Source organism: Streptococcus infantis (assembly GCF_047463275.1).
GTDB lineage: Bacteria > Bacillota > Bacilli > Lactobacillales > Streptococcaceae > Streptococcus > Streptococcus infantis_AF.
The window spans coordinates 399583-425200 of the sequence record NZ_JASHEE010000001.1 but is presented as its reverse complement, the minus strand read 5'-3'; the positions used below and the strand labels follow the sequence as shown (position 1 = coordinate 425200).

Here is a 25618-nt window from a genome sequence, read left to right as displayed (position 1 = left end):
CCTTTAAAGACTAGGCATGTCGCGATAGGAAACATTTGGACCTATCTCTCCGGTATTCTCTTTTTGAACAAAAGTATTGGCATTGATGTAGGCAATAGCTGAAGCTTTCAACACATCGAAATCAATTCCGGCTGCGTTAAATATTGTTTCTGTTTCTCTATTTTCAACAGTAACTAAGACTCTAGCCTGAGCATCGATTCCATCCGTCACCGCATCAATGGTGTAGGATACTAAGCGAACAGATTGATTAAAGAACTTATCAACAGCGTTAAAGATAGCCTCAACAGAACCTTGTCCAGTCGCATTAAAGTCGACTTTCTCACCATCCAAATTAGCCAATCTAACAGTCGCTTCAATTTCATTTTCCGCATGAGTTTGAAGTTGTAAATCATCAAAGTGAAAGCCTTCTGGGTTTTCAACCATGCTTCCAGCTACCAGAGCACGAATATCTGCGTCTGTGACTTCTTGTTTCTTATCTGCAAGTGATTTGAATTTATCAAAGAGTGGCTTGATATCTTCTTCTGTGAAGTCTAAGGCCAGTTCTCTCAGTTTTTCTACAAAGGCATGTCGACCAGATAATTTTCCAAGCGGAAGACTATTACTTTTAACACCCACCAATTCAGGTGTGATGATTTCATAGGTAAGTGGGTTTTTAAGAACGCCGTCTTGGTGAATACCTGATTCATGAGAGAAGGCATTTCCACCGACAACAGCCTTATTTTTGGGAACTGGAATTCCTGAGAAGCGAGAGACCATTTCGGACGTATTAATCGTTTCGTTTAGGACAATACATGTCTCTGCTTGGTAATAATCTTGGCGAATATTGAGAGCTACTGCTATTTCTTCTAAAGCAGCATTCCCAGCTCGTTCTCCAATACCGTTAATGGTTCCTTCGACACGTCCTGCACCATTCTTTACAGCAGCGAGGCTATTCGCTACTGCCATTCCGAGGTCATCATGACAGTGAGGAGAATAGATAATCTGACGGTCTGTTCGGACATTGTCAATCAGATATTTAAAGATACTTCCGTATTCCTCTGGAGTTGTAAAACCAACTGTATCAGGAATATTGATATAAGTCGCACCCGCATCAACCGCAGTTTGAACGACTTGTAGGAGAAAGTCCAGCTCAGTTCTAGTCGCATCTTCTGGAGAGAATTCTACTACTTCAAACTTACTCCGTGCATAGGAAACATGTTCACTGATCGCTTCCAAAATCTCTCCCTTACTCTTATTGAGCTTATACTTACGGTGAATCGGACTGGTAGCGATAAAGACGTGAATCTGAGGATACTTTGCATCTTTAAGTGCTTCATAGCAAGCGTCAATGTCTGATTTAACAGAACGTGCTAAGCCTGTCACGGCTGTTTTTTTCATAGCCTTAGCAATTTCTTGAACAGCTGTAAATGAATCTGGACTAGCAGCCGGAAAACCAGCTTCGATTGCTGAAATCCCCCATTTCTCTAGTTGTTTTGCTATAGCAACCTTTTCCTTTATAGAAAAATTGACACCTGGTGTCTGCTCACCATCTCGGAGACTGGTATCTAAAAACTCAACTACACGCATGAGAATTCTCCCTTCACATTTTCGATATAGAAAAAACATCTCGCTCGGAGTTCCAAGCGAGATGTTGATTTACTCCCGCTTGGTAAGCCAAACAGGACTAATGCTTTTGCACTAGTCCGAGTACCTCAACAACAAAGCAAATTGATTAAACTTAGCTGTTTTCATGTTTGGCTTTCTCCTTTGTTTGATGTCTTGTTTAGTATTCTAGCATAGGAAAAATCACTTGTCAAGAAAAAATCCAATATTTTCTGAAAATTTCTTCAATAAAGAATATTTTGCGAATTGAAAGTATTTGAAAACTCAAATATGTTTATTTATTTCTTAGAAGTCAAAAACCAACTTCTCTCAAATAATTCAAGCACCTTTTCGTCAGTTAGAGTGTCATCGAGTGGAAGACTAATCCAATAGCGTTTATTCATATGAAAGGCTGGATAAATCCCGTTTTGTGAAAGCAAGTCAGCTACTTGGTCGTGTTTGAGGTTGACTGCTTCCACTAGCCCATCTCTCCCCTTATCTAGCCTATCCCAAGGAATTCTCATTAAAATAGCATACCACTTCTGATTATCTTCATGGCGCAAAACCGCCGTATCAGGTGATTTCTCCCATAGATATTCCAGCTGATTGCCATACTTTTCTTGAACAAGCGCCATGATTCTCTTGGTCTGTGGACAGAGAAATTTCTGTACCTCAAAACAGGCCTTTCTAATATCAAAAAGTTCCTCTAGACATGCCTCTCGAACGCTTCCGACAAAAGTTCCTCTCATGCTTTCCATGTGGACTTGAGGATAGAGTTCGCCAGTTTCCTGATCAAAAACCTGAAAAGTTAAATCACTATCCTCAACTATAATCTTCATAAGAAAATCACCCTTCAAGATAGTCAAACTATAGGTCCATACACCTTGATTTTCTATAAATCCATACTCTTTAGCCTTTTTACTATTAAATTGATAGGCTTTAAAAATTTCAAACATAAGCGAAAACTGCTACCAAAAGCTAGCAGTTCCTTTCTATTTTTTAAAAGACAACCTTTGTTCCATGTAATTGTGTCACACCTAATTGATCAATAAAGGTTTGACGGTTGTCCATGTCAATCCCCCCACCAGGTAAAATTTCAATTTTTCCTGCAGCGTGTTCTAGAATTCTACGATAGTGAGCAAAACGTTTCTCTAACGAGTCGCCAGATACACCAGCTCGAGTGAGGATGCGTGTTACACCAGCCTGGCTGAGCCAATCAATGGCTTCCAACTGATCTTCATCGCTCAAATCATCGAAAGCCATATGGAAGACAATCTCCATACCTCTAGATGCAGCAATCAACTTTTCAAGGTTAGCCTTATCCAACTTCTTATCTGCTGTTAAGGCACCAAAGACAACCCCTTGGCTTCCTGCTTGAGCAGTTAGACGAATATCCTCAAGCATAATAGAAATCTCGAGGTCATTATAAACAAAGTCACCACCACGTGGACGAATCATAGTCATGATAGTCGTGTCGTAGTTTGATGCAAGTTCAACAGCTGCCTTGGTTACTCCGTAGCTTGGTGTCGTTCCACCAACCGCTAAATTATCACAGAGCTCAATACGGCGAGCTCCAGCTTGCATAGCCTTTTCAAGTAAGGTTACATTTTCAGCACAAAATTCGTAAATCATTTGATACTCCTTGACTATTTATTTGATATTATTATATCATATTGTTTTAAGCAACCCCTACTTTTTATCAAGGAAAATCATGACTTTTTTAGCTATTCTTTATCTGGTATCACCTTAAAGAGATAATAGGTTATAAATACTGTTAAGCAGCCTAAAGCAATTTTTACTGGTAAGAGCGGAGCAAAATAAATGGAGATTCCCATCAAGATATAAATCGAAACAATAATCTTCTTCTTTCGTTCACGCGCAATAGACTTAGTTTCTCTAAAGTCCGCAACATAGGTTTGGTAGAGCTTGGTATGATAGAGCCAATCTTCAAAACGTTTAGAGGATTTTGAAAAACAAGCTATTGACAACAAGAGAAAGGGTGTTGTCGGTAATAGCGGCAAGACAACTCCAACGATTGCCAAAGCTAGTGAAATGAATCCGATACTGAGATAAATGATGCGCATATCTACTCCTAAGTAAGAATAATCTTCTTCTAGTTTCCCATAAAATGATGAGTTCTGTCAAGTTTAAATTAAAAAGAGCTGAAATTATCATTTCAGCCCTAATTATTTTTATTTAATCTTTTCTTCTTCGTAGTCACCATTGCTACATACGATCTGTTTCCCTCCACCACGGATTTTTTTCTCCATGAGGAAGTGACCACATTTAGGACAATCACGTCCAACAGGTTTATCCCAAGAGGTAAACTCACATTCTGGATAACGATTGCAACCATAGAAAATACGATTACGTTTGGTTTTGCGTTCGATGATTTGCCCTTGATGACAATTTGGACATGTAACACCGACTTCTTTAACAATGGCTTGCGTATGTCGACAATCTGGGAAATTGCTACATGCGTAAAACTTACCGAAGCGTCCAATCTTAATTACCATAGGACTGCCACAAACTTCACAGTCAAATCCAGCTGGTTCATCCTTGATTTGAATTTTTTCCATCTCTGCTTCAGCTTTTGCGACCTCTTTAGAGAATGGTTTGTAAAATTCATCAATAACCCGTTGCCACTCTTCTTTTCCGACCTCGACATCATCCAGTTTACCTTCCATTTCAGCGGTAAATTTCACGTTAACAATGTCTGGGAAGTATTCAACAATCAGCTTGTTAACGACTTGACCTAGATCAGTTGGTTCAAAGCGTTTAGATGCTAGTCTTACATAGTAACGTTTTTGGATTGTTTCAATGGTTGGAGCATAGGTAGATGGACGTCCAACTCCGTTTTCTTCCAAGGTCTTAATCAAAGTAGCCTCAGAATATCGTGCCGGTGGTTGTGTGAAATGTTGTTCAGGTTTGCTATTAACCTGTTTGACCACATCTCCTACTTCCATATCAGGTAGCATCTTATTTTTATCAGAATCGTTGTAAATGGCTAAATAACCATCAAACTTAACCTGACTACCATTCGCCGCGAATTGAACACCATTTTGCGAAAGTTTAACAGCCATGGTATCAAAAATTGCACCAGTCATTTGACTCGCTACAAAGCGGTTCCAGATAAGGGTATAGAGTTTGAGCTGGTCTTTATCCAAGTACTTAGCAATTTTCTCAGGTGTATTAAAGACACTTGAAGGACGAATAGCTTCGTGGGCGTCTTGAGCGCCAGAGGCATTTTTCACCTTGCTACCATGTTTAGAATACTTACTACCAAAACGTTCATTGATGTAGCTAGCGGCTTCATTCTGAGCAACTGGACTGATACGAGTAGAATCCGTACGCATATAGGTGATCAAACCTTGGACACCTGTACCAATATTGATTCCTTCATAAAGTTGCTGAGCAACCATCATCGTCTTTCGAGTACGGAAGTTAATCTTGTTAGCAGCATCCATCTGCATAGAAGACGTTGTATATGGAAGAGGAGCATTGCGCTTTCTTTCCTTTTTGTCTACTTGATCAACTGTAAAATCCTTGCTGTTCAAATGAGATAAAACTTTTTTGACTTCATCATTGGTAGTCAACTTCATCTTCTTGCCATTCATTCCATAAAAAGAAGCTTGGAATTGCTTGGTACCTTTTTTAAAGACTCCATCAATCGTCCAATATTCTTCTGGTTGGAAGGCATTGATTTCATTTTCACGATCAATGATTAACTTAAGAGCAACAGACTGAACACGTCCTGCTGATAAGCCTTTTTTAACCTTTTTCCAAAGAATTGGTGAAATTGAATATCCCACTAAACGGTCCAAAACACGACGGGCTTGTTGGGCATCGACCAAATCCATATTGATTTTACGAGGTTCTTTAAAGGCATTTTTTACTGCATCTTTGGTAATCTCGTTGAAAACAACACGGTTGGTATCATTCTCGTCTAGATCTAAAATATGCGCTAAATGCCATGAAATAGCCTCCCCTTCCCGGTCCGGGTCACTTGCAAGAAAGACTTTATCGGCTTTCTTAGCTTCTTTTTTCAAATCATTGATGAGAGGACCTTTCCCACGAATATTGATATATTGCGGTTCGTAATTATTTTCCACGTCAACTGACATACTTGATTTTTTCAAATCACGAATATGTCCTACGCTGGCTAAAACCTTATAATTACGTCCTAGATATTTCTCAATCGTTTTCGCCTTAGCAGGCGACTCCACGATTACAAGATTTTTTTTACTTGTTGATTTTTTCTTTTTGGTTGCCGTTACCACAGTATCACACCTTTTCAAAGTAATAAACTTTATAAAGTGTAAACCATTTTTAAAAACCTGTCAAGACTTAACTCTTATATATAGAAGAAAAGTTTGCTAAATGAAATCATTTCATTCATTAAAATTCAAATTCTGCTAGTATATCCTGCCCACATGTTGCTAGTTTTGCTCCTTCTTGGATTAAATGATGACAGCCGTCTGAGCGTCCATCTAAAATGGAACCTGGAATCGCAAAGACATCTCTACCTTCCTCCATGGCACGCTCACAAGTGATTAAGCTACCAGATCTCATTTTGGCTTCTGCAACGATAACTCCTCGACACAATCCTGCAATAATGCGATTTCTGGCAGGAAAATGAAATTTTAAGGGTTCTTCCCCTGGCCCGTACTCACTTAGTATTAAATGATTGTCTCCAATATATTCTTGAAGACGTTTATTGGACCGGGGATAATAGACGTCTAAACCAGTCCCAATAATGGCAATCGTTTTGCCCCCAGTTTGAAGAACAGACATATGGGCTGCTGTATCAATTCCCCTAGCAAGTCCACTCACTACTACTAATTCATTTTCCAGTTCTTCGATGACTTTCCGGACTGATTTGGTTCCTATTTGACTACAAGAGCGACTACCAACAACAGCAACCTTGGGTAATTTCAAGAGATTTAAATCTCCTTTATAAAAAAGCAATACAGGTGCATCATAAATTTCACTGAGTGAAATTGGATAAACATCATCCAAAATTGAAAATGATGGGAACTTTTCAAAATCTTTCTTCATGCGTTCCATACTTTCAAAAGTCAGTTTATGATACCGCTCCATAAAAACTACTGGATTACGACACTCCGATACTTCAGCGATTGTCTCTAAACTCAATTCCTGATCATAAATTTCTCCGTATTGAAGTACTTTCAGAACCTGCTGATTACTTAAACCTGCTTGCTTTAACTTATAAATCTCAAAATTATCAATCTTAATTTTCATGATCGACTCCTTTTTCCTATTTCTATTTATATATTCGTAGAAAAAGAAAAAAACTCCCAACAATTTTTCTAGTAGGAAGTTTCTATTTATCATTCTTATGTTAGTAATCAGGTCGAAGAACTCCGGTGACAGTCGCCTTGGTCGCTTCATAGTCTCCATCAATAACAACCTTGATAATGCGTTTAGCATCCTCTTCAGGCGTAGGAACCAATGGAAGGCGGGTTGGACCAGCTTCAAATCCCATATAGTTGAGGACTGCCTTGACAGGTGCAGGACTTGGGTATGAGAAGAGAGCATTAACCTTGGGAATAAACTTACGTTGAATAGCTGCCGCTTTCTTCATATCACTCTCTTCAATCGCAGTGAACATTTCATACATTTCATCACCATTGGTATGAGAAGCAACAGAGATAACCCCGTCAGCACCAAGGTTCATCGCATGAAAAGCATCTCCATCTTCACCAGTGTAGATTAAGAATTCTTCTGGTTTGTGCTCAATCAAATAAGCCATATTTGCAAGACTGGTACATTCCTTGACACCAATGATATTTGGATGTTCCGCTAAGCGAAGCATGGTTTCTGGTGTCAACTCAACTACTACACGACCTGGAATATTATAGATAATGATGGGTAAATCAGAGGCATCTGCAATAGCTTTAAAGTGTTGATACATTCCTTCTTGAGAAGGTTTATTGTAGTAAGGAACAATTGCGAGACCAGCCGCAAAGCCTCCAAATTCTGCCACTTCTTTGACGAACTCAATAGAGTCGCGTGTATCATTAGTACCAACACCAGCAATTAAAGGGACACGGCCATTAACAACTTTCTGAACTGCTGCAAACAACTGCAACTCCTCATCGTGAGTAAGAGTCGGACTCTCAGCAGTCGTCCCCGCCAAGAGAATTCCGTCTGTATGATGTGCCAATAAATGTTCAATCAACTTTGGAATAGCGTCGAAATTTATTGACCCATCTTCATGAAAAGGAGTAATAAAAGCAGTGATAATTTTACAATCTTTTAAATCTTGATAAGCCATAGAAAAAACCTTTCTCTATATAAGAAAGAGGCTGGGGCATACTTGCCTTTGCCTCCTGTTCTGTACATAAAATAAGAGGAAGAAATCAAACTCTTCGAGTTAGTGATTTCTGTTTCATAACGCAGTGGTTGATTGCTCAAAGCAATGCTTTGAGGTAGCAGATAAGACTTACGAAGTAAGTACTTCCTTAAGTTTTAATAGACTATCAAATCCCTAAAGAAAAGCTAATCAACTGTGCGGGGGGAGTATAAAAGTCCGGTGGACTTTTATAGTCTGAGCCTTAAATTATAAAAGCGAGGAAGAAATCAAACTCGTCGAGTTACTGATTTCTGTTTTGCTCCCTATTTCAATTCAAATTTTAATTCTGTAGTTGGACGAACCAAACCACGTTCATGAAGGGTTTCTGCAATTTGAACTGAGTTCCAAGCAGCACCCTTGAGAAGGTTGTCTGAAACCACCCACATATGAATACCTTTTTCAGCATCCAAGTCTTTACGGATACGTCCGACAAAGGTATCGCGAGAACCAACCGCATTGATAGCTTGTGGATAGATTTGGTGAGCCACATCGTCTTCAAGAACTGCACCTGGAAAGGCAGCAATCGCAGCTTTGACTTCATCGATTGGAGCCACTTCTTTTGTTTCAATGTAAATAGACTCAGAGTGAGCTGACAAGACAGGAATACGCACACAAGTTGCTGAAACGGCAATGCTATCGTCTTCCATGATTTTCTTAGTTTCCTTTGTCATCTTCATTTCTTCGTATGTGTAGTCATTATCTGTGAAGACGTCGATTTGTGGAAGAGCATTAAAGGCGATTGGATAGTGTTTCTTATCTCCACCTGAAGGTAAGATTTCCGCATGCAAATCACGTGGATTTACACCATCATTCAATACTTCACGCAATTCGCGTTGTGTCTCAAGAATGGCTCCCATACCTGCACCTGAAACAGCTTGATAAGTTGAAACGATGATACGGTCTAAGCCCCATTTTTGACGAACTGGTTCAAGAGCTACCATCATTTGAATAGTTGAACAGTTAGGACATGCGATAATCCCGTTATGAGCATCAAGAGCATGGGCGTTTACTTCAGGAACAACCAATGGCACATCTGGATTTTGACGGAAATAAGAAGTGTTATCTACTACTACTGCCCCTGCTTTAACAGCATAAGGTGCGTATTTTGCAGAAGTTGAACCACCAGCAGAGAAGAGAGCAATATCAACTCCTTCAAAAGCTTCTTCTGTTGTTTCTTCAATAGTCACATCTTGGCCCTTGAATTGAGAGACCTTTCCTGCAGAACGTGCAGACGCAAGGTAGCGAATCTTATCGATTGGAAGAGTTGATTCTTCCAACATTTTGATCATTTGAGCACCAACGGCACCTGTAGCACCGACAACAGCAACTGTATATCCCATAACAAACCTCTTTTGGAATTTTCTAAAAATTTCTATAATAGAAACATTATACTACTTTTTAGAAAAATTGAAAAGTCTTTACCTTATCTATTTTCTGAAATTGACAAGAAAAAAGCTCGCTATCATTAGCGAACCTTTTTCTAAAAATATACAAATTAATATCTTTGTTTATACGGTTTATTAAATGCAGCTAAGACATCTGACGGAGTTTCTGAATAAGGTTTGATTTCTTTTAAATCTCCCTTTACAATAATTCGTTCAGTCGCATCATAGTCCACACAAGTGACCAAGGTAATTTCATTGATACCTTCGCGATCATCAATTTCATCAACTCGATCTGGTGTTACGTGTTTCACTTCCCGAATTTCGTAGGTATAAACTTTATCCTTATCAGTCAGATAAATCTTCATACCTTCTTTGGCATTAACCAAAGGAGAAAATAGCATTTGGCTAGCATTCTCAGCTGTAAAGATATGGTGACTAGCTAGAGAATAATTTCCTTCACCCATTTTTTGATTTGGTTTCATGGTTCCTGCTCCATAGAACAAGTTCACATTATCCAAACCTTTAAAGATTGGTAAGTTGATTTCTACTTCAGGTACTGCAATTCCACCTATAACAGGCAGCTGTTGTGCATCCCATTGAGCTGATAATACTGCTTCGGATGAGATGGACTTAACAGAATTAAAATCAAAATTTCCTTCAGCACCATTGTTCTCTTCAAGCTTTTCTTTTGATACTTGGCTAACTTGATACTTGTTTGTATTCCAAACCATAAAGATATTACGAATCTTTGAATTAAAAATCAAGGCTAGAGACAAAAGAATTAGAAAGCCAGCTAAAATATTAATCAGCAGATTCTTACGTTTATTTTTTTTACTCTTAGTTCTTTTTTGAGACATTATTCTTCACTTTCTGTTTCGTTTTCTGCCCCAACTTCTTCTTTCTCAGCTGCCGCAACTGTAGTAAAGGTTACAATCTTAGCATTCTCATCTAGACGCATCACTTTTACTCCCATAGTTGAACGTCCAGTTTGTGAGATATTGGCAACATTAGTTCGAATCATGACACCCGTATCTGTGATAACCATCAAGTCTTCATCACCTTTAACTGTCAGAAGGCCTGCAAGATGTCCGTTTTTATCAGTAATATTAGCTGTTTTCATACCTTTACCAGCACGGCCCTTAGTTGGATATTCAGTGGCAACTGTACGCTTACCGTATCCTTTTTCGGTGATAATAAGAACCTCATCTTGGTCTGTGACAACTCTAGCTCCAACTACAGCATCACCTTCACGAAGTTTTACCCCTTTAACACCTGTAGCGCTACGACTCATACTACGAACGGATGACTGGTTGAAACGAACTGCATAACCTAATTTAGTACCGATGATGATGTCCGTATCGTCTTGAGTAAGAAGAACATTAATCAATTCGTCATCATCTTTCAGATTCAAAGCTTTGAGTCCATTTTGACGAATGTTGGCAAATTCTTTGACACTAGTTCTCTTAACAATACCAGCTCGAGTTGTAAAGAAGATGTATGCATCATCACTACGTTCCGATTCAACGTTAATGATGGTTTGAATACTTTCTCCCTCATCTAGCTTCAAGAGGTTAACAACAGGTAAGCCTTTGGCTGTACGACCATATTCTGGGATTTCATAACCTTTCAAACGATAGACACGACCTTTGTTGGTAAAGAAGAGCAAGTGATCATGGGTGCTGGTAGAAACCAACTCACGGACAAAGTCATCATCCTTGACTCCTGTACCCTGTACACCACGTCCACCACGTTTTTGGGCAGTAAACTCGTCTTGGTCCAAACGTTTAATATAACCTTTATTTGATAGAGTGATAAGAACATCAGACTCTTCAATCAAGTCTTCATCTTCAAGCGTCAATACTTCACCAACCATTAACTCAGTACGGCGTTTATCTTCATACTTGCGTTTGACTTCATCCAATTCTTCCTTGATGATTTGAGCCACACGTTCTGGTTTTGCAAGAATATCTGCTAGGTCGGCAATCAAAGCAATGAGGTCATCATATTCAGATTGAATCTTATCACGCTCCAAGCCAGTCAAACGACGAAGACGCATGTCTAGGATTGCTTGGCTTTGACGTTCAGATAGCTTGAACTTGCTCATCAATTCTGCTTGCGCTTCTTGGTCAGTTTCACTTGCACGGATGATACGAATGACTTCGTCAATGTGATCCAAAGCAATCAAGAGACCTTCTAAAATGTGCGCGCGTGCCTCAGCTTTTTCTTTATCAAATTGAGTGCGACGAGTCACAACTTCTTTTTGGTGCTCAATGTATGCATCTAAGATTTGGCGAAGCGATAAAATCTTTGGAACACCATTTTGGATAGCAAGCATATTAAAACCAAAGCTAGTTTGCATCTGAGTCATCTTGAATAAGTTGTTCAAAATAACATTAGCTGATGCGTCGCGTCTAACTTCAATAACAAAGCGAACACCTTCACGGTTAGATTCATCACGAACAGCTGTAATTCCATCAATACGTTTCTCTTGAACCAGACGCACAATATGTTCATGTACTTTGGTTTTGTTGACCATATATGGGAATTCAGTAACAACAATACGCTCGCGACCTGTTTTAGTTTCTTCAATTTCCGTACGAGAACGAAGAACAATAGATCCCTTACCAGTCTCATACGCCTTATGAATACCTGATCTACCCATAACAAGGGCACCAGTTGGGAAGTCTGGGCCAGGCAAAACTTCCATCAAATCTTTGGTTGTAACTTCAGGATTATCCATGACGAGTTTAACAGCATCAATGGTTTCACCCAAATTATGAGGTGGAATATTAGTCGCCATACCAACGGCAATACCTGTGGCACCATTAACCAAAAGATTTGGGAAACGAGCTGGTAAAACAACCGGTTCGCGCTCGTTGGCATCATAGTTATCAACAAAATCAACAGTATTTTTATTGATATCGCGAAGCATTTCAAGAGCAATCTTGCTCATACGTGCTTCGGTATAACGTTGCGCGGCAGCACCATCACCGTCCATAGAACCAAAGTTACCGTGCCCATCTACAAGCATGTAGCGGTAGCTCCACCATTGAGCCATACGAACCATAGCTTCATAGATAGATGAGTCCCCGTGTGGGTGGTATTTACCCATTACGTCCCCTGTAATACGGGCAGATTTCTTATGAGGTTTATCAGGCGTAACTCCTAATTCGTTCATTCCATACAAAATACGACGATGAACAGGTTTCAAGCCATCACGAACATCAGGAAGAGCACGCGATACGATTACACTCATGGCGTAGTCGATAAAGCTAGTCTTCATCTCCTTTGTCAGATTGACATTCACTAGATTTTTATCTTGCATTAAAAAATGCCTCGTTTCACTATTAGTAACTAAATATATTATACCATAGTTTAGACTATTTTACAGTCTAACAACACGTGTAAAACGTTTACATGTTTATCCCGAAGGTATATCCGTGACAAAGCTTAGCAAAAGTGATAGAATGAAATCAAATGGGGAATCCCCCCTGAATAAAACAAAGGAGATGTTTAGACAAATGACAGTTACTAAACAACACAAAAAAGTTATCCTCGTTGGTGACGGTGCCGTAGGTTCTTCTTACGCTTTCGCTCTTGTTAACCAAGGTATTGCTCAAGAACTTGGTATCATTGAAATTCCTCAATTGTTTGAAAAAGCAGTTGGTGATGCTGAAGACCTTAGCCACGCGCTTGCTTTTACTTCGCCTAAGAAAATTTATGCTGCTAAGTATGAAGACTGTGCGGATGCGGACCTTGTAGTAATCACTGCTGGTGCTCCACAAAAACCAGGTGAAACTCGTCTTGACCTTGTTGGTAAAAACCTTGCTATCAACAAATCAATCGTTGAACAAGTTGTTGCGTCTGGTTTTGACGGTATCTTCCTTGTTGCTGCTAACCCAGTTGACATTTTAACTTACTCAACTTGGAAATTCTCAGGATTCCCTAAAGAACGTGTTATCGGTTCAGGTACTTCACTTGACTCAGCTCGTTTCCGTCAAGCACTTGCTGAAACTATCGGTGTTGATGCTCGTTCAGTTCACGCCTACATCATGGGTGAGCACGGTGACTCAGAATTTGCCGTTTGGTCACACGCTAACGTTGCCGGTGTTAAATTGGAACAATGGTTGCAAGCTAACCGTGACTTGAATGAAGCAGACCTTGTTGAACTCTTCATCTCAGTTCGTGACGCTGCTTACTCAATCATCAACAAAAAAGGTGCTACATACTACGGTATCGCAGTTGCTCTTGCTCGTATCACAAAAGCTATCCTTGACGATGAAAATGCCGTACTTCCACTTTCAGTTTTCCAAGAAGGACAATACGGAGTTGAAAACGTCTTTATCGGTCAACCAGCTATCGTTGGTGCACACGGTATTGTTCGCCCAGTTAACATCCCATTGAACGACGCTGAAACTCAAAAAATGCAAGCTTCTGCTCGTGAATTGCAAGAAATTATTGATGAAGCATGGAAAAACCCAGAATTCCAAGCTGCTTCTAAAAACTAATTCAATTAAATTTTAAAAAAATGTCTAGACAAAACAGTCTAGACATTTTTTTATAACGTTAATTCATTTGTGCAAACGCTGCTTCTGCATCTGCATTACTAATTGCACCTATTTGGATTTTGGCAATTTTACCATTTGAATCAATTAGAAATTCTGTTGGAATGCTTCGGATCTGATAGGCTTGGAAGGTTGTCGCCTTGGTGTCATATAGGACAGGTATATCCTTATAGCCCTGCTCCTCATACCATTTTGGAAACTGGTCTATGGTTTTTTCACCTTGAAGGCCTGGTGCAATAACAGATAATATTTCAAAATCACGATCTTCTTTTGCAGCAAGTTCCATTAGTTCTGGCATACTTTTTTTACATGGTCCGCACCAAGAAGCCCAGAATTTTAGATAAACTTTTTTACCTTTAAAATCAGATAGTTTGACTTCTTTTCCATCCATCGATTGTAGCGTAAAATCAGGCGCTTCTGCTCCTACAGCTATTTGCTTAACCGTTGCTTGTTGCTGTGTTTGACTCGTTTGATTTTCCTGACTTGATTCCTTCTCTTCCTTGCCACAAGCAATCAAAAAAAAGATAGATAAAAAACTAAGTCCAAAATAGATTGTTTTTTTCATAGATAACTCCTTTTATCCTAGTATTCCGGATAAGATATTTAACTGTCCCAACATTAATAAAATTCCCATGAGAATAATTAGTAAACCACCAATTCTTTTCAGTAAGAGTAGGTGAGATTTAATTCTACTAAAATAAGGCATGATGAGACCTGATGCCAAGGCCAATACTAAAAATGGAAGCGACATTCCAAGAGTATAAACTAGGGTTAATAATGCCCCTTGAAAAGCTCCATTTCCTCCTGAGGCAGCTAATGCTAAAACTGAACTTAAAACTGGACCAATACATGGAGTCCAACCAAAGCTAAAGCTAATACCTAATAGAAAGGCTGATAGATATTTACTAGACTGTTTTTGATCAAATCTTACTGTTTTTTGGAACTCTAATTTTCGTAAATGAAGGATTTCCATCTGATGTAAGCCTAGTATGATAATAATACCACCCATAACATAACGAAACCAATCAGCATAGAGTAAGTTCCCGAGAAATCCTGCTCCAAACCCTAGAATAAAGAAAACTAGAGAGATACCTGCGATAAAACAGAATGTCCGAATTAATCCAGACCAGGCAACATCCTTACCTAAAAACCGAAATGTCTTTGACTGCTCTTGATCATCTAACAAAACACCTGCATAGACTGGCAACAAGGGAAATATGCAGGGTGAGAAAAACGATAAAACCCCAGCTAAAAATACAGAGATAAAAAATATAATACTTTCCAATTAAGAACCTTCTTTCATATAGTCATCTTTTATTTTACTATAAAAGAAAACGTTTGTAAGATATCTGCTACGCAAATTTGATTTCAACTTTAACGAATAAAAAAAGGAGCTCAGCTCCCTTTTTTTTATTAATAAGTTCCCTCTTCACCTTGACTTGTCAAGATTACAGGTCCATCCTTGGTAATAACAAACTGGTGTTCATACTGACATGATAGACCACCGTCGATAGTTTTGTGAGCCCAACCTGTCTTCATATCTGTATCGATTTCCCAATCACCTGTATTAATCATAGGTTCGATTGTCAAAACCATACCTTCACGAAGACGGAGACCACGACCAGCTACACCATAGTTAGGAACCATTGGTTCTTCATGCATGGTTGGTCCAACACCGTGTCCTACAAGATCGCGGACAACGCCGTATCCGCGACTTTCAGCGTATTCTTGAATCGCTGCACCGATATCACCAATTCGGTTGCCAACAACAGCTTGCTCGATACCCTTATACATAGCTTCCTTAGTCACGTCCATCAAGTTTTTAACTTCTTCTGATGGTTTACCAACTGCGTATGCCCAACAAGAATCAGCTAATCCACCCGTAAAGTTTTGAGTGTATTTTTTCATCTGCTCAACGTTGTTAAAATTGAGTTTAGAAACATTGATGTCAGACTTCGCGATTGGCCCACCAAGAACCATATCAACCTTGAGGAGGTCACCCTCTTTGAGGATATAATGACGAGGGAAGGCATGTGCTACTTCGTCATTGAGCGAACAGCAGGTTGCATATGGATAGTCCATCATTGCCCCATCAACACCAATCTGTAGTGGAAGGAAATTTTCTTCTTTACAACGACGGCGAACATACTCTTCTACTTCCCACATATCAACACCTGGCTTGATGATATCACGCAAACCAATGTGGATACTTGCAAGAAAATCACCGGCCTTATCCATAGCTTCGATTTCTCTAGCTGATTTTAATGTAATCATGTTTACTCCTAGATTCTAATTAATTTTTACAGTTACATTTGCTTTTGATACAATTTGATGATTGAGATAAATGTCATAATCAATAATAGCCGATCGTCTCGTATGATGAATAATTCTAGCTTGAATCCGTAGAACATCATCAATCTGAACAGCCTGTAAGAAGTAAATCAACATTTGTTCAATGATCAGGTTACGCCCGCTATTAACGACCAAGTCTTGCGTCATATGAGTCAAGATTTCTGAAAGAACACCATTAGCAAGAACACCATTTTTTTCTAACATAAAGGGTTCGACTGTAATAACAACTTCATCATGATGATAAGATAGCTTCTGTCCAATCTGTTCTGAAAAGGTTGGTAAAGTTGAGACCTGAGAACGACTCATTTTTTCCATGACATCACGTCTAGTAATGACACCAAGCAAGGTTTGATTGCTCCGTACAACAGGTACCATTTCAAAATCTTCAGCAATCATTCTCTGGCTCACGTTAGCAATATTTGTGGCTAAACCGGTCATGTAGACAGTTCTTGTCATGACCTTATCAATGGTAGTCCCTGGTGATTTATCTCCAGCATCACGCATGGTCACGACACCAACAACAACCTTATGCTGATTGATGACGGGAAAGCGACTAGTTCTATTCTTCCGTACCAAGTCCAAATAATCCTTCACAGTATCTGTTTCCTGTAAAAAACCATATTCGTGGCTAGTACGATAGATTTTTTCAACCGTTAAAATATCTGTCTTTATTTGTACATTTGACAAAGCTCGGTTAATCATGGTTGCAATGGTAAATGTGTCATGTTTACTGCGTAACACTGGGATATTTTTCTTATTAGCAGCATCCAAAACATCTTTATGAACTTCAAATCCACCTGTTACCAAGACAGCATTTTCATTTTCAAGTGCCAATAATTGGATTCGTGTTCTGTCACCGACAATAAGTAGACCGCCATCATGAAGATAAGAAAGAATATTCTTTTCTGTCATAGCTCCAATGGAGAATTTACTGAATTCTCTCTCCAAACCTGCTTGGCCAGCTAAAACTTCTGAACCAGTGACTTCTGCAATTTCTGAAAAGGTTAATCTCTCAATGGCAACTTTTTTGGACTTGACACGGACTGTCCCGCTTCGAGGACGTGTTTCAACTAAGCCTCTATTTTCAGCTTCTTTGATAGCACGATAAGCTGTACCATCACTCACTCCCAGTCTATTTGAAATACTTCGAACACTGACCCGTTTTCCGACTGGTAATTCTTCTAAATAAGCTAAAATTTCTTGGTGTTTACTCATTTAGCTCTCCTTTTGTATAGCGAAATTCTAGATAATCCCGCATCTTACGAGTATATCGATCACTACCCTTGAAACGACGATATAGAACGAAGCCTGATTTTTGTGCAACCTTTTGACTAGCACTATTTTCTAAATGCGTCACAATAGAAAGTTGCTTTAATTCAAACTGATCCATAGACAAATCGCGTAATTTGGTAACTGCTTCCGTCATATATCCCTGAGACCAATAGTCTTTCCTTAAAAAATAGCCAATTTCTGCTTCTTTACGGATTTCATCCAGCTTTTCAAATTTGATGGCTCCAATCATTTTCTGTTCTTTCTTATCACAAATCGCCCAAATTCCCAAGGGTGATTTCATAAAGTAGTTAGCAAGAGCATATTGACTTTCCTCAATGCTGGCTTGCGTAGGAAAAATAAATTGGAGATTTTCAGGGTCTGATGCTAGAGCATGAAAGTCATCTACATCCGTAAAAAAGAATGGACGGAAATACAAACGTTCCGTCTCATAGAAAGAATACATTGCTAATTTTGTCCAGATATTCATTGTGTTCCTCAAAATGGCTAATCTTCGATTAGCTCAATATCTGCTCCAAGGTTACGTAATTTCTCAATAATATTTGAGTAGCCTCTTAAAATGAACTCTACACTAGTAATTTCTGTTCTACCTTCAGCCATTAATCCGGCAATAACCAAGGCAGCTCCTGCACGTAAGTCAGTCGCTCTTACACTTGCACCGTGTAAAGGATTGCCACCCTTGTAGAAAATATGGTCATTCGTTGTAGAAATATCTGCATTCATTTTGGCTAATTCGAAGACATGATTGACACGTTTTTCATAAATAGTATCGATCAATGTTCCTCGTCCTTCAGCTTTCAACAAAAGAGGAGTAATCGGTTGTTGAAGGTCTGTAGCAAATCCTGGATATGGAGCTGTTTTGATATTTACAGCCTTAAGATTTGTTTGTTCTTCAACGTAGATACTATCTTCAGAAACCGTCATATGAACACCCATTTCTTCAAGTTTTGCAATAAAACCTTCTAAGTGTTCATAAAGTACATTGTTAATACGAATTCCTTGTCCCACAGCAGCAGCCATTGCAATATAAGTCCCTGCTTCAATACGGTCAGGAATTACCTGATGGCGAGTTCCATGAAGGGTTTCAACACCATCGATAGTAATCATATCTGTACCTGCACCACGAATATGAGCTCCCATATTATTTAACAAAGTAGCTACATCAATGATTTCAGGCTCTCTAGCTGCGTTTTCAATGACTGTACGTCCTTGGGCTTTTACCGCTGCAAGCATTGTGTTAATAGTTGCTCCAACACTAACAGTATCCATATAAATATGAGCACCTTGTAATCTAGAGCCGTTTGTTGAGAGATTCATATTGTCTCCCTCATAGGTTGTCTTAGCACCCATGGCTTCGAAGGCTTTTAAATGCAAGTCAATCGGACGAGGTCCCAAGTCACATCCACCAGGTAAACCTACTGTTGCTTCACCGAAACGTCCAAGAAGACTACCGTAGAAATAATAGGATGCGCGAAGACTGTTGATTTTACCATATGGCATTGGTTTATTTTGAACACCACGAGGATCAATCTCCAAAACATCATCATAGCGCTTAACACTCGCACCCATAATTTCCATAATATCAACCAAACTAGAAACGTCAGAGATGTCTGGAACACAGTCCAAAATAACTACATCATCTGACAAAATAATAGCTGGAATCAGAGCTACTACACTATTTTTCGCTCCGCTAATGGTTATCTCACCCTTTAATGGACGTCCACCGTTAATGACAATTTTTTTCATTATCTTTTAAGTACTCTTTCACTATATATTCATAAGGTCCTACCCTATATTATACCATATTTCTTTCTTATTATCTATCATAATAAATCAAATAAGCTCCTTAAGATTTTATTGATTTAAAACAGTTTCTCAAATAAACTTAAAAAATAACTGATGTTAATTTTATTAAAGAAAAAAGGCTTTCCGGAAATATCGGAAAGCCTTATTTAATGGTATATAGAGCGATTATTTAGCGATTGGGTAAACAGAAACTTGTTTTTTATCGCGTCCTTTACGTTCGAAACGTACTACGCCTTCAACTTTAGCGAACAAAGTATCGTCTCCACCACGTCCAACGTTTACACCTGGATAGATGTGTGTACCACGTTGACGGTAAAGGATTGATCCACCAGTTACAGTTTGTCCGTCAGCTGCTTTAGCTCCAAGACGTTTAGCTTGTGAATCGCGTCCGTTTGATGTAGAACCTCCACCTTTTTTGTGGGCGAAAAGTTGCAAGTTGTTAAGAGTCATTTTTAACATAATGTTTTCCTCCGTGTTAGTTTTCTGTGATAACTCTGGTTTGGACGAACTCAGAAGAGTTCTCCGATAAGTTTGCCATACCTAAGAAAAATGATTCAAAGAACAATTGTGTCATTTCTCTCTGGTGAGAAGGAAGATCTTTTGGAATTTCAACCATCAGATAGCCACCTTCATCTTCGTTTAATTCTAAGATTGGTTCATAGCCTGCAAATTTCTCAATGGAATTGATAAAGTTTATGGCAAGCGTAGAAACCGATGCACACACGACATCTAGGCCGTATTCGCCACTCTCGGCGTGTCCAGTAATCTCCGCACTCCTCAGCTCGCCATCTTCGGCTCTCTCAAAGACTGCTTGTATCATGTGTTCTCCTTAAAATTAAGCGTTGATTGCGTTGATGACAACTTTAGTATATGGTTGACGGTGACCTTGTTTACGGTGGCTACCTTTTTTAGGTTTGTACTTGTAAGTAACAACTTTCTTTTGTTTTCCTTGTTTTTCAACAGTTCCAACTACAGTAGCTCCAGCAACAAGTGGAGTTCCGACAACAGTGTTTTCACCACCAACAAGAACAACTTCGTTAAAAGTAACTTCTTGACCAGCTTCAACGTTCAATTTTTCAACGTAAACTGCTTGACCAACTTCAACTTTAACTTGTTTTCCGCCAGTTTTGATAATTGCGTATGTGCTCATTATGCACCTCCTATGATTTTTTTGGGGTTCCCCGAATTTTTGTGAAGACTCGCCTAGCATCGTGGGACGAACCACTTAAAAGAAGAGCTCTTAGTATAACAAAGAATAAACTAGGAATTAAGCCGAAGACATAACTTATGTTAGACAAGGCGATAATGACGAAGTTTAAATTTGTTATACGACGAGCAACGATGTTCGTGCGGTTGCACAGGATCGTGCATAGTCAACTCTACAAGTATAGCATGATTCCAAATTTTTGACAAGTATTTTCACTCAAAATTCAGCCTTTTATTAGACTTTTTTCGCAAAGAAGATAAAAGCATACTTAGATAAAAAAAACTCATCATGATAGGGACACCTAAAATTGTTTTTTCGTTGAAGATAATCGTTAAATAAGCTGAAAATACTACTCCTAGAATAAAACTAACAAGTAGGCTCACAAAAATCAATCCTTCCATCAAAAAGGCTGTATGCTTGGTCCGGACGTATTCGCCAAAAGCCAACATGGTGCGTTTGATATTTCCCGTCATAAAGGCATTATTATAGGCAATTCCAGAAACCTCTCCAAAAGCTGTTGTAACCAGACCCATACAAAAAGCCAGAGGAGGAATAATAAACATGTTATCAACACTCAATGGAACAAAGCCGATTATCAATGATAAAATAGCTAATGGAACAAGTGATAGAATGGGTTTTTTAACAATGCGAAGTTTTTCCTTGTAAATCGTAAGCAAAAAAACGCCTAACATGAAAGATAAAAGTGTCAATATCTTTATTTCAGCATCAGCCAAATTTCTCTGAACGATTCCGACTGATAGAAATACCACATTCCCCGTTTGCCCAGCGACTAAGGTATTCCCTCTTACAATAAACGTATAGGCGTCTACATAGCCTGCACAAAAAGTCAAAAAAAGCGCCAATCTTTTTGAATGACGAGAAATTTTTCTCATAGGTAATAATCTCATACTAAACTCCTAAATTTACTGTAACTATTGTACCATTTTTTCTAGAAAATTCGAAGTATCAAAGCAAAAGAACTATCTCAAGGTAACGAGTTGACTCTTTCTATGATATAATGAAATCAATCATTACTTGTGGAAAAGGAGTAACTATGCTAAAACTTGGTATCATAGGAACTAGTTCAATCAGCCATCATTTTCTAGAGGCTGCCTATACTAGTGGGAAATTTCAACTGGGTGCAGTCTATTCTAGAAAAATAGAAACCGCAGAAAAGTTTGTTGAACAGTATCAAGGCGTTAAGCTATTTGATCAGCTAAATGATTTCTTTAATGATTCATTCAATGTGGTATACATTGCTAGTCCGAATTCCCTGCATTTTAGTCAGGCAAAGATGGCTTTATCTGCTGGCAAACATGTTATCCTTGAAAAACCAGCTGTCACTCAACCACAAGAATGGCAGGATTTAGTTGAAACAGCTAAAGATAATAAATGCTTTATCTTTGAAGCAGCAAGAAACTACCACGAAGATGCTTTCGCTACAATTAAGAACTTTTTAGCTGATAAACATGTTTTAGGGGCCGACTTTAACTATGCTAAATATTCATCTAAGATGCCTAACCTACTTGCTGGCTATACTCCTAATGTTTTCTCAGAACGTTTTGCAGGTGGTGCACTTATGGATCTTGGTATTTATCCTCTTTATGCAGCTGTTCGCTTATTTGGAAAACCGACTCATGCAACCTATCAAGCTCAGAAACTAGATAATAGCATTGATTTAAATGGGGATGGTATTCTCTCATATCCTAACTATCAAGTACACATCAAAGCAGGAAAGAATATCACTTCTAATCTTCCTTGTGAGATTTATACTACTGATGGAACCTTGACACTTAATACAATCGAGCATGTCCAATCAGCTATTTTTACAGACCACCAAGGAAATGAAGTTCAACTTCCTATCCAGCAGGCTTCTCACAACATGACTGAGGAAGTTGCTGCTTTCGCAAACTTGATTAAACAAGCAGACCTGACTCTCTACCAATCTTGGATTGATGATGCGACACACGTCCACAACCTACTTTACACCATGCGCCAGAATGCTGGCATTAGATTTGAGGCAGAAAAATGAAAACCAAACTACCTACCGAATGGCAAGAATTGATTGACCAACTGGGATTCCAAGAATTTACTACCATTCAAACTCAACTTTTTGAACCTATAACAGAAGGTGAAAATCTACTTGGAGTCAGTCCAACTGGTACAGGGAAGACTTTAGCCTATCTCCTACCTAGTCTTCTCAAACTGCAAAAGAAAAAAGCTCAACAATTATTGATTTTAGCACCTAATACTGAGCTTGCTGGACAAATTTTTGAAGTCACTAAAACCTGGGGTGAGGCTATCGGATTAACAGCTCAGCTATTTCTATCCGGTTCGAGCCAGAAACGTCAGATTGAACGTCTGAAAAAAGGACCAGAAATCTTGATAGGAACTCCTGGTCGTATCTTTGAACTCATTAAATTGAAAAAAATCAAGATGATGAACGTGGAAACAATCATTCTTGATGAATTCGACCAGCTCCTTGATGATTCTCAAATTCATTTTGTCGAGAAAATAACCAACTACGCACCTCGTGACCATCAACTTATTTACATGAGTGCCACTACCAAATTTGACCAAGATAAGATTGCACCTAACACGCGCATCATTGATCTATCAGACCAAAAATTAGACAATATTCAACACTTCTACATGCAAGTAGACCAACGCCACCGAGTAGATATGCTTCGTAAACTTGCACATGTAGAAGATTTCCGTGGTCTTGTCTTCTTTAATAGCTTGTCAGACCTTGGAAATGCCGAGGAAAAATTGCAATATCGTGATGTTTTAGCAGTTTCACTAGCTAGCGATGTCAACGTCAAATTTAGAAAAGTTATTCTAGAAAAATTCAAAGATAATCAACTGACACTACTTCTTGCCACAGACCTTCTCGCTCGTGGTATCGATATTGACAGCTTGGAATGTGTTGTCAATTTCGACGTCCCTAGAGACAAGGAAACTTACACTCACCGTGCGGGTCGTACAGGACGTATGGGTAAAGAGGGTTATGTCATCACACTTGTGACCCATCCAGAAGAGCTTAAAAAACTGAAGAAATTTGCAAGCGTACGTGAAATTGTCTTAAAAAATCAAGAACTGTATATCAAATGAGAGTGGGACAGAAATCGGTAATTCGTTAGAATTCGATTTCGTCGTCCCACCTCCGCACAGTTGAATAGGGCTGTAAAAGCTGATGAAATCAGCGTAGTAGAGCCCACTCAACCACTGCGTCTTGCTCGACAATCCGAATACAATTGAGAGGCTAGGACTTTTATCCCAGCCTCTTTTTCTTATCCCCAAGTAATTTCTAAACGGTAGTTGGCAAATAGAACACCTTCTTTGTTTTGTAGTTGGTAGGCTAGTTCAATCTTCTCTTCACCAACTTCGTAGTGGCTTGTTTGGATGATAAACTCCTGCAGTCCCATAGGTGTTGGAATATAGGCTAAACTATCAGTATCCTTCAGAAAACGCATGATGGTCTTGGGATTTGAGAAACGTGACATGACCAGTTCCTCCCCATTAAATTTCAAAACTACTTTTTCTTGGTCTTCATTGTAAAAAAGGAGATAGGAAAAATCTCCCTTTTCCCGTAATTCAACATCATAAAGTTGGTCGATTACTTCCAATTGTTCATCGAACTTGATGGTATTTCTCATTCTAATCTTCACAACTATTCCTCTTTCTTCCCACTTATCCCTACTATTTTACCAAAAAGGCAAGGAATTTGCTATAATGGTCTTATGAATGAAAAAGTATTTCGTGACCCTGTTCACAACTATATCCACGTTAATAATCAGGTTATTTATGACCTAATCAATACAAAAGAATTTCAACGGCTTCGTCGAATCAAGCAGTTGGGTACATCCAGTTATACTTTCCATGGTGGAGAGCATAGTCGCTTTTCTCACTGTCTAGGAGTCTATGAAATTGCTAGGCAAATTACGGAAATTTTTGAGGAGAAATATCCTGAGGAATGGGATTCTAACGAGTCACTATTAACCATGACTGCTGCTCTTCTACATGACCTCGGACACGGTGCCTACTCTCATACTTTTGAAAATCTTTTTGATACCAATCATGAGGCTATCACACAAGATATCATTCAAAGTCCTGATACAGAGATTAACCAGGTCTTGTTACAGGTGGCGCCTGACTTCCCTAAAAAAGTTGCTAGTGTCATTGACCATACCTATCCCAACAAACAAGTCGTTCAACTAATTTCTAGTCAGATTGATGCAGACCGTATGGACTATCTCCTTCGTGACTCCTACTTTACGGGTGCTTTCTACGGGCAATTTGACCTGACTAGGATTCTCCGTGTTATTCGTCCAGTAAAAAATGGGATTGCCTTTCAACGGAATGGGATGCACGCCATCGAGGATTATGTCCTTAGTCGCTATCAAATGTATATGCAGGTTTATTTCCACCCAGCTACACGAGCCATGGAGGTTCTTCTGCAAAATCTTTTGAAACGTGCCAAAGAACTCTATCCTGACAATAAAAATTTCTTTGCTCGTACTTCACCCCATTTATTACCATTTTTTGAGAAAAACGTTAGCTTGTCTGACTATCTAGCACTAGATGACGGAGTTATGAACACCTACTTCCAACTCTGGATGACTAGTACAGATAAGATTTTAGCTGACTTATCACAACGTTTTATCAATCGTAAGGTCTTCAAATCTATTACTTTTTCACAGGATGATCAAGACCAACTTGAAATCATGCGAAATTTCGTAGAAGAAATTGGTTTTGACCCCAACTATTACACAGCTATTCATAAGAATTTTGACCTTCCTTACGATATTTATCGACCAGAGTCTGAAAATCCAAGAACACAAATTGAGATTGTCCAAAAGAATGGTGAGCTGGCTGAGCTTTCTAGCCTATCTCCTATCGTCCAGTCTCTTGCAGGAAGCCGTCATGGTGACAACCGTTTCTACTTCCCTAAAGAAATGCTTAAGCAAAACAGTATTTTCACGAATATCATTCAACAATTTTCAAGATTGATTGAGAATGATCATTTTACTCCAGATAAGAAATAACAGAGGAAATT

General features: G+C 38.9%; 25 protein-coding genes. 4 read left to right on the top strand and 21 right to left on the bottom strand.

Annotation, left to right across the window (positions count from 1 at the left end; translation table 11 throughout):
- Nucleotides 1-3: 3 nt before the first annotated feature.
- The 10 genes from QM923_RS02220 to gyrA all read right to left on the bottom strand — a co-directional run bounded on the left by QM923_RS02220 (nucleotide 4) and on the right by gyrA (nucleotide 12667).
- On the bottom strand, nucleotides 4-1566 hold the full coding sequence (locus tag QM923_RS02220; RefSeq protein WP_414290704.1) for a 2-isopropylmalate synthase: 1563 nt from the start codon (nucleotides 1564-1566) through the stop codon (nucleotides 4-6).
- A 314-nt stretch (nucleotides 1567-1880) separates the two neighbouring features.
- Nucleotides 1881-2537 carry an MmcQ/YjbR family DNA-binding protein gene (locus QM923_RS02215; RefSeq protein ID WP_414290703.1) on the bottom strand — a complete coding sequence of 219 codons (657 nt, stop codon included), beginning with the start codon at nucleotides 2535-2537 and terminating at the stop codon, nucleotides 1881-1883.
- Between the two features lie 43 nt (nucleotides 2538-2580).
- Nucleotides 2581-3213, bottom strand: coding sequence for a copper homeostasis protein CutC (locus tag QM923_RS02210; RefSeq protein ID WP_414290702.1), 633 nt, complete (start codon nucleotides 3211-3213; stop codon nucleotides 2581-2583).
- Nucleotides 3214-3305: 92 nt separating this feature from the next.
- The gene (locus QM923_RS02205; protein ID WP_225750258.1) at nucleotides 3306-3665 is read right to left on the bottom strand and encodes a YbaN family protein; all 360 of its coding nucleotides are present in this window, start codon (nucleotides 3663-3665) and stop codon (nucleotides 3306-3308) included.
- 108 nt (nucleotides 3666-3773) lie between these two features.
- Nucleotides 3774-5861, bottom strand: coding sequence for a type I DNA topoisomerase (gene topA / locus QM923_RS02200; RefSeq protein WP_225750257.1), 2088 nt, complete (start codon nucleotides 5859-5861; stop codon nucleotides 3774-3776).
- 118 nt (nucleotides 5862-5979) lie between these two features.
- The gene (gene dprA, locus QM923_RS02195) at nucleotides 5980-6837 is read right to left on the bottom strand and encodes a DNA-processing protein DprA (protein WP_414290768.1); all 858 of its coding nucleotides are present in this window, start codon (nucleotides 6835-6837) and stop codon (nucleotides 5980-5982) included.
- Nucleotides 6838-6943: 106 nt separating this feature from the next.
- Entirely contained in the window at nucleotides 6944-7879 is a 936-nt protein-coding gene (gene dapA, locus QM923_RS02190; RefSeq protein ID WP_414290701.1) for a 4-hydroxy-tetrahydrodipicolinate synthase, read from the bottom strand.
- 341 nt (nucleotides 7880-8220) lie between these two features.
- Nucleotides 8221-9297 (bottom strand): aspartate-semialdehyde dehydrogenase, encoded by a 1077-nt coding sequence (locus QM923_RS02185; RefSeq protein ID WP_414290700.1) that lies wholly within the window; start codon nucleotides 9295-9297, stop codon nucleotides 8221-8223.
- A gap of 155 nt (nucleotides 9298-9452) precedes the next feature.
- Nucleotides 9453-10199, bottom strand: coding sequence for a class A sortase (locus QM923_RS02180; protein ID WP_414290699.1), 747 nt, complete (start codon nucleotides 10197-10199; stop codon nucleotides 9453-9455).
- Nucleotides 10199-12667: a DNA gyrase subunit A gene (gene gyrA / locus QM923_RS02175; RefSeq protein WP_414290698.1), complete on the bottom strand. Its 2469-nt coding sequence runs from the start codon at nucleotides 12665-12667 to the stop codon at nucleotides 10199-10201. The genes QM923_RS02180 and gyrA overlap by 1 nt, the downstream gene beginning before the upstream one ends.
- A 196-nt stretch (nucleotides 12668-12863) precedes the next feature.
- Here gyrA and QM923_RS02170 point away from each other — a divergent pair, with 196 nt between their 5' ends.
- Nucleotides 12864-13850, top strand: a complete 987-nt coding sequence (locus tag QM923_RS02170) for an L-lactate dehydrogenase (protein WP_045614994.1) — start codon at nucleotides 12864-12866, stop codon at nucleotides 13848-13850.
- Between the two features lie 58 nt (nucleotides 13851-13908).
- Here the strand turns inward: QM923_RS02170 and sdbB are convergent, their stop codons facing one another.
- The 10 genes from sdbB to QM923_RS02120 form a co-directional block, all read right to left on the bottom strand.
- On the bottom strand, nucleotides 13909-14472 hold the full coding sequence (sdbB, locus tag QM923_RS02165) for a thiol-disulfide oxidoreductase-associated lipoprotein SdbB (RefSeq protein WP_414290697.1): 564 nt from the start codon (nucleotides 14470-14472) through the stop codon (nucleotides 13909-13911).
- Nucleotides 14473-14484: 12 nt separating this feature from the next.
- Nucleotides 14485-15192, bottom strand: coding sequence for a thiol-disulfide oxidoreductase-associated membrane protein CcdA2 (ccdA2, locus tag QM923_RS02160; RefSeq protein WP_414290696.1), 708 nt, complete (start codon nucleotides 15190-15192; stop codon nucleotides 14485-14487).
- Nucleotides 15193-15320: 128 nt separating this feature from the next.
- A complete protein-coding gene (locus QM923_RS02155) occupies nucleotides 15321-16181 on the bottom strand; it encodes a methionyl aminopeptidase (RefSeq protein WP_414290695.1) in 861 nt (286 codons plus the stop codon).
- Between the two features lie 15 nt (nucleotides 16182-16196).
- Complete coding sequence (spxR, locus tag QM923_RS02150) at nucleotides 16197-17474, bottom strand: CBS-HotDog domain-containing transcription factor SpxR (RefSeq protein ID WP_414290694.1); 1278 nt, start codon at nucleotides 17472-17474, stop codon at nucleotides 16197-16199.
- The gene (locus tag QM923_RS02145) at nucleotides 17467-18018 is read right to left on the bottom strand and encodes a GNAT family N-acetyltransferase (RefSeq protein ID WP_414290693.1); all 552 of its coding nucleotides are present in this window, start codon (nucleotides 18016-18018) and stop codon (nucleotides 17467-17469) included. The genes spxR and QM923_RS02145 overlap by 8 nt, the downstream gene beginning before the upstream one ends.
- Nucleotides 18019-18035: 17 nt before the next feature.
- Complete coding sequence (locus tag QM923_RS02140; RefSeq protein WP_373074546.1) at nucleotides 18036-19295, bottom strand: UDP-N-acetylglucosamine 1-carboxyvinyltransferase; 1260 nt, start codon at nucleotides 19293-19295, stop codon at nucleotides 18036-18038.
- Nucleotides 19296-19520: 225 nt separating this feature from the next.
- Complete coding sequence (gene rpmA, locus QM923_RS02135) at nucleotides 19521-19814, bottom strand: 50S ribosomal protein L27 (protein ID WP_000916509.1); 294 nt, start codon at nucleotides 19812-19814, stop codon at nucleotides 19521-19523.
- A 16-nt stretch (nucleotides 19815-19830) separates the two neighbouring features.
- Nucleotides 19831-20175 (bottom strand): ribosomal-processing cysteine protease Prp, encoded by a 345-nt coding sequence (locus QM923_RS02130; protein WP_000613699.1) that lies wholly within the window; start codon nucleotides 20173-20175, stop codon nucleotides 19831-19833.
- Between the two features lie 15 nt (nucleotides 20176-20190).
- Nucleotides 20191-20505 (bottom strand): 50S ribosomal protein L21, encoded by a 315-nt coding sequence (gene rplU, locus QM923_RS02125; RefSeq protein ID WP_000109141.1) that lies wholly within the window; start codon nucleotides 20503-20505, stop codon nucleotides 20191-20193.
- A gap of 269 nt (nucleotides 20506-20774) precedes the next feature.
- Nucleotides 20775-21470: a YoaK family protein gene (locus QM923_RS02120; RefSeq protein WP_414290692.1), complete on the bottom strand. Its 696-nt coding sequence runs from the start codon at nucleotides 21468-21470 to the stop codon at nucleotides 20775-20777.
- A 146-nt stretch (nucleotides 21471-21616) separates the two neighbouring features.
- Here QM923_RS02120 and QM923_RS02115 point away from each other — a divergent pair, with 146 nt between their 5' ends.
- Nucleotides 21617-22594, top strand: a complete 978-nt coding sequence (locus QM923_RS02115; RefSeq protein WP_414290691.1) for a Gfo/Idh/MocA family protein — start codon at nucleotides 21617-21619, stop codon at nucleotides 22592-22594.
- Nucleotides 22591-23673, top strand: a complete 1083-nt coding sequence (locus QM923_RS02110; RefSeq protein ID WP_414290690.1) for a DEAD/DEAH box helicase — start codon at nucleotides 22591-22593, stop codon at nucleotides 23671-23673. The genes QM923_RS02115 and QM923_RS02110 overlap by 4 nt, the downstream gene beginning before the upstream one ends.
- A gap of 179 nt (nucleotides 23674-23852) precedes the next feature.
- Here the strand turns inward: QM923_RS02110 and QM923_RS02105 are convergent, their stop codons facing one another.
- Entirely contained in the window at nucleotides 23853-24230 is a 378-nt protein-coding gene (locus QM923_RS02105; protein ID WP_414290689.1) for a YwiB family protein, read from the bottom strand.
- Between the two features lie 72 nt (nucleotides 24231-24302).
- Between QM923_RS02105 and QM923_RS02100 the strand changes: the two genes are divergently transcribed.
- A complete protein-coding gene (locus QM923_RS02100) occupies nucleotides 24303-25607 on the top strand; it encodes an HD domain-containing protein (RefSeq protein WP_414290688.1) in 1305 nt (434 codons plus the stop codon).
- Nucleotides 25608-25618: the final 11 nt, after the last annotated feature.

Excerpts from the sequence above, each read along its gene's own strand:
- QM923_RS02220 (WP_414290704.1), bottom strand. The coding sequence starts at position 1,566 with ATGCGTGTAGTTGAGTTTTTAGATACCAGTCTCCGAGATGGTGAGCAG.
- QM923_RS02215 (WP_414290703.1), bottom strand. The coding sequence starts at position 2,537 with ATGTTTGAAATTTTTAAAGCCTATCAATTTAATAGTAAAAAGGCTAAA.
- QM923_RS02210 (WP_414290702.1), bottom strand. The coding sequence starts at position 3,213 with ATGATTTACGAATTTTGTGCTGAAAATGTAACCTTACTTGAAAAGGCT.
- QM923_RS02205 (WP_225750258.1), bottom strand. The coding sequence starts at position 3,665 with ATGCGCATCATTTATCTCAGTATCGGATTCATTTCACTAGCTTTGGCA.
- dapA (WP_414290701.1), bottom strand. The coding sequence starts at position 7,879 with ATGGCTTATCAAGATTTAAAAGATTGTAAAATTATCACTGCTTTTATT.
- QM923_RS02185 (WP_414290700.1), bottom strand. The coding sequence starts at position 9,297 with ATGGGATATACAGTTGCTGTTGTCGGTGCTACAGGTGCCGTTGGTGCT.
- QM923_RS02180 (WP_414290699.1), bottom strand. The coding sequence starts at position 10,199 with ATGTCTCAAAAAAGAACTAAGAGTAAAAAAAATAAACGTAAGAATCTG.
- gyrA (WP_414290698.1), bottom strand. The coding sequence starts at position 12,667 with ATGCAAGATAAAAATCTAGTGAATGTCAATCTGACAAAGGAGATGAAG.
- QM923_RS02170 (WP_045614994.1), top strand. The coding sequence starts at position 12,864 with ATGACAGTTACTAAACAACACAAAAAAGTTATCCTCGTTGGTGACGGT.
- sdbB (WP_414290697.1), bottom strand. The coding sequence starts at position 14,472 with ATGAAAAAAACAATCTATTTTGGACTTAGTTTTTTATCTATCTTTTTT.
- QM923_RS02155 (WP_414290695.1), bottom strand. The coding sequence starts at position 16,181 with ATGATTACATTAAAATCAGCTAGAGAAATCGAAGCTATGGATAAGGCC.
- spxR (WP_414290694.1), bottom strand. The coding sequence starts at position 17,474 with ATGAGTAAACACCAAGAAATTTTAGCTTATTTAGAAGAATTACCAGTC.
- QM923_RS02145 (WP_414290693.1), bottom strand. The coding sequence starts at position 18,018 with ATGAATATCTGGACAAAATTAGCAATGTATTCTTTCTATGAGACGGAA.
- QM923_RS02140 (WP_373074546.1), bottom strand. The coding sequence starts at position 19,295 with ATGAAAAAAATTGTCATTAACGGTGGACGTCCATTAAAGGGTGAGATA.
- rpmA (WP_000916509.1), bottom strand. The coding sequence starts at position 19,814 with ATGTTAAAAATGACTCTTAACAACTTGCAACTTTTCGCCCACAAAAAA.
- QM923_RS02130 (WP_000613699.1), bottom strand. The coding sequence starts at position 20,175 with ATGATACAAGCAGTCTTTGAGAGAGCCGAAGATGGCGAGCTGAGGAGT.
- rplU (WP_000109141.1), bottom strand. The coding sequence starts at position 20,505 with ATGAGCACATACGCAATTATCAAAACTGGCGGAAAACAAGTTAAAGTT.
- QM923_RS02120 (WP_414290692.1), bottom strand. The coding sequence starts at position 21,470 with ATGAGATTATTACCTATGAGAAAAATTTCTCGTCATTCAAAAAGATTG.
- QM923_RS02115 (WP_414290691.1), top strand. The coding sequence starts at position 21,617 with ATGCTAAAACTTGGTATCATAGGAACTAGTTCAATCAGCCATCATTTT.
- QM923_RS02110 (WP_414290690.1), top strand. The coding sequence starts at position 22,591 with ATGAAAACCAAACTACCTACCGAATGGCAAGAATTGATTGACCAACTG.
- QM923_RS02100 (WP_414290688.1), top strand. The coding sequence starts at position 24,303 with ATGAATGAAAAAGTATTTCGTGACCCTGTTCACAACTATATCCACGTT.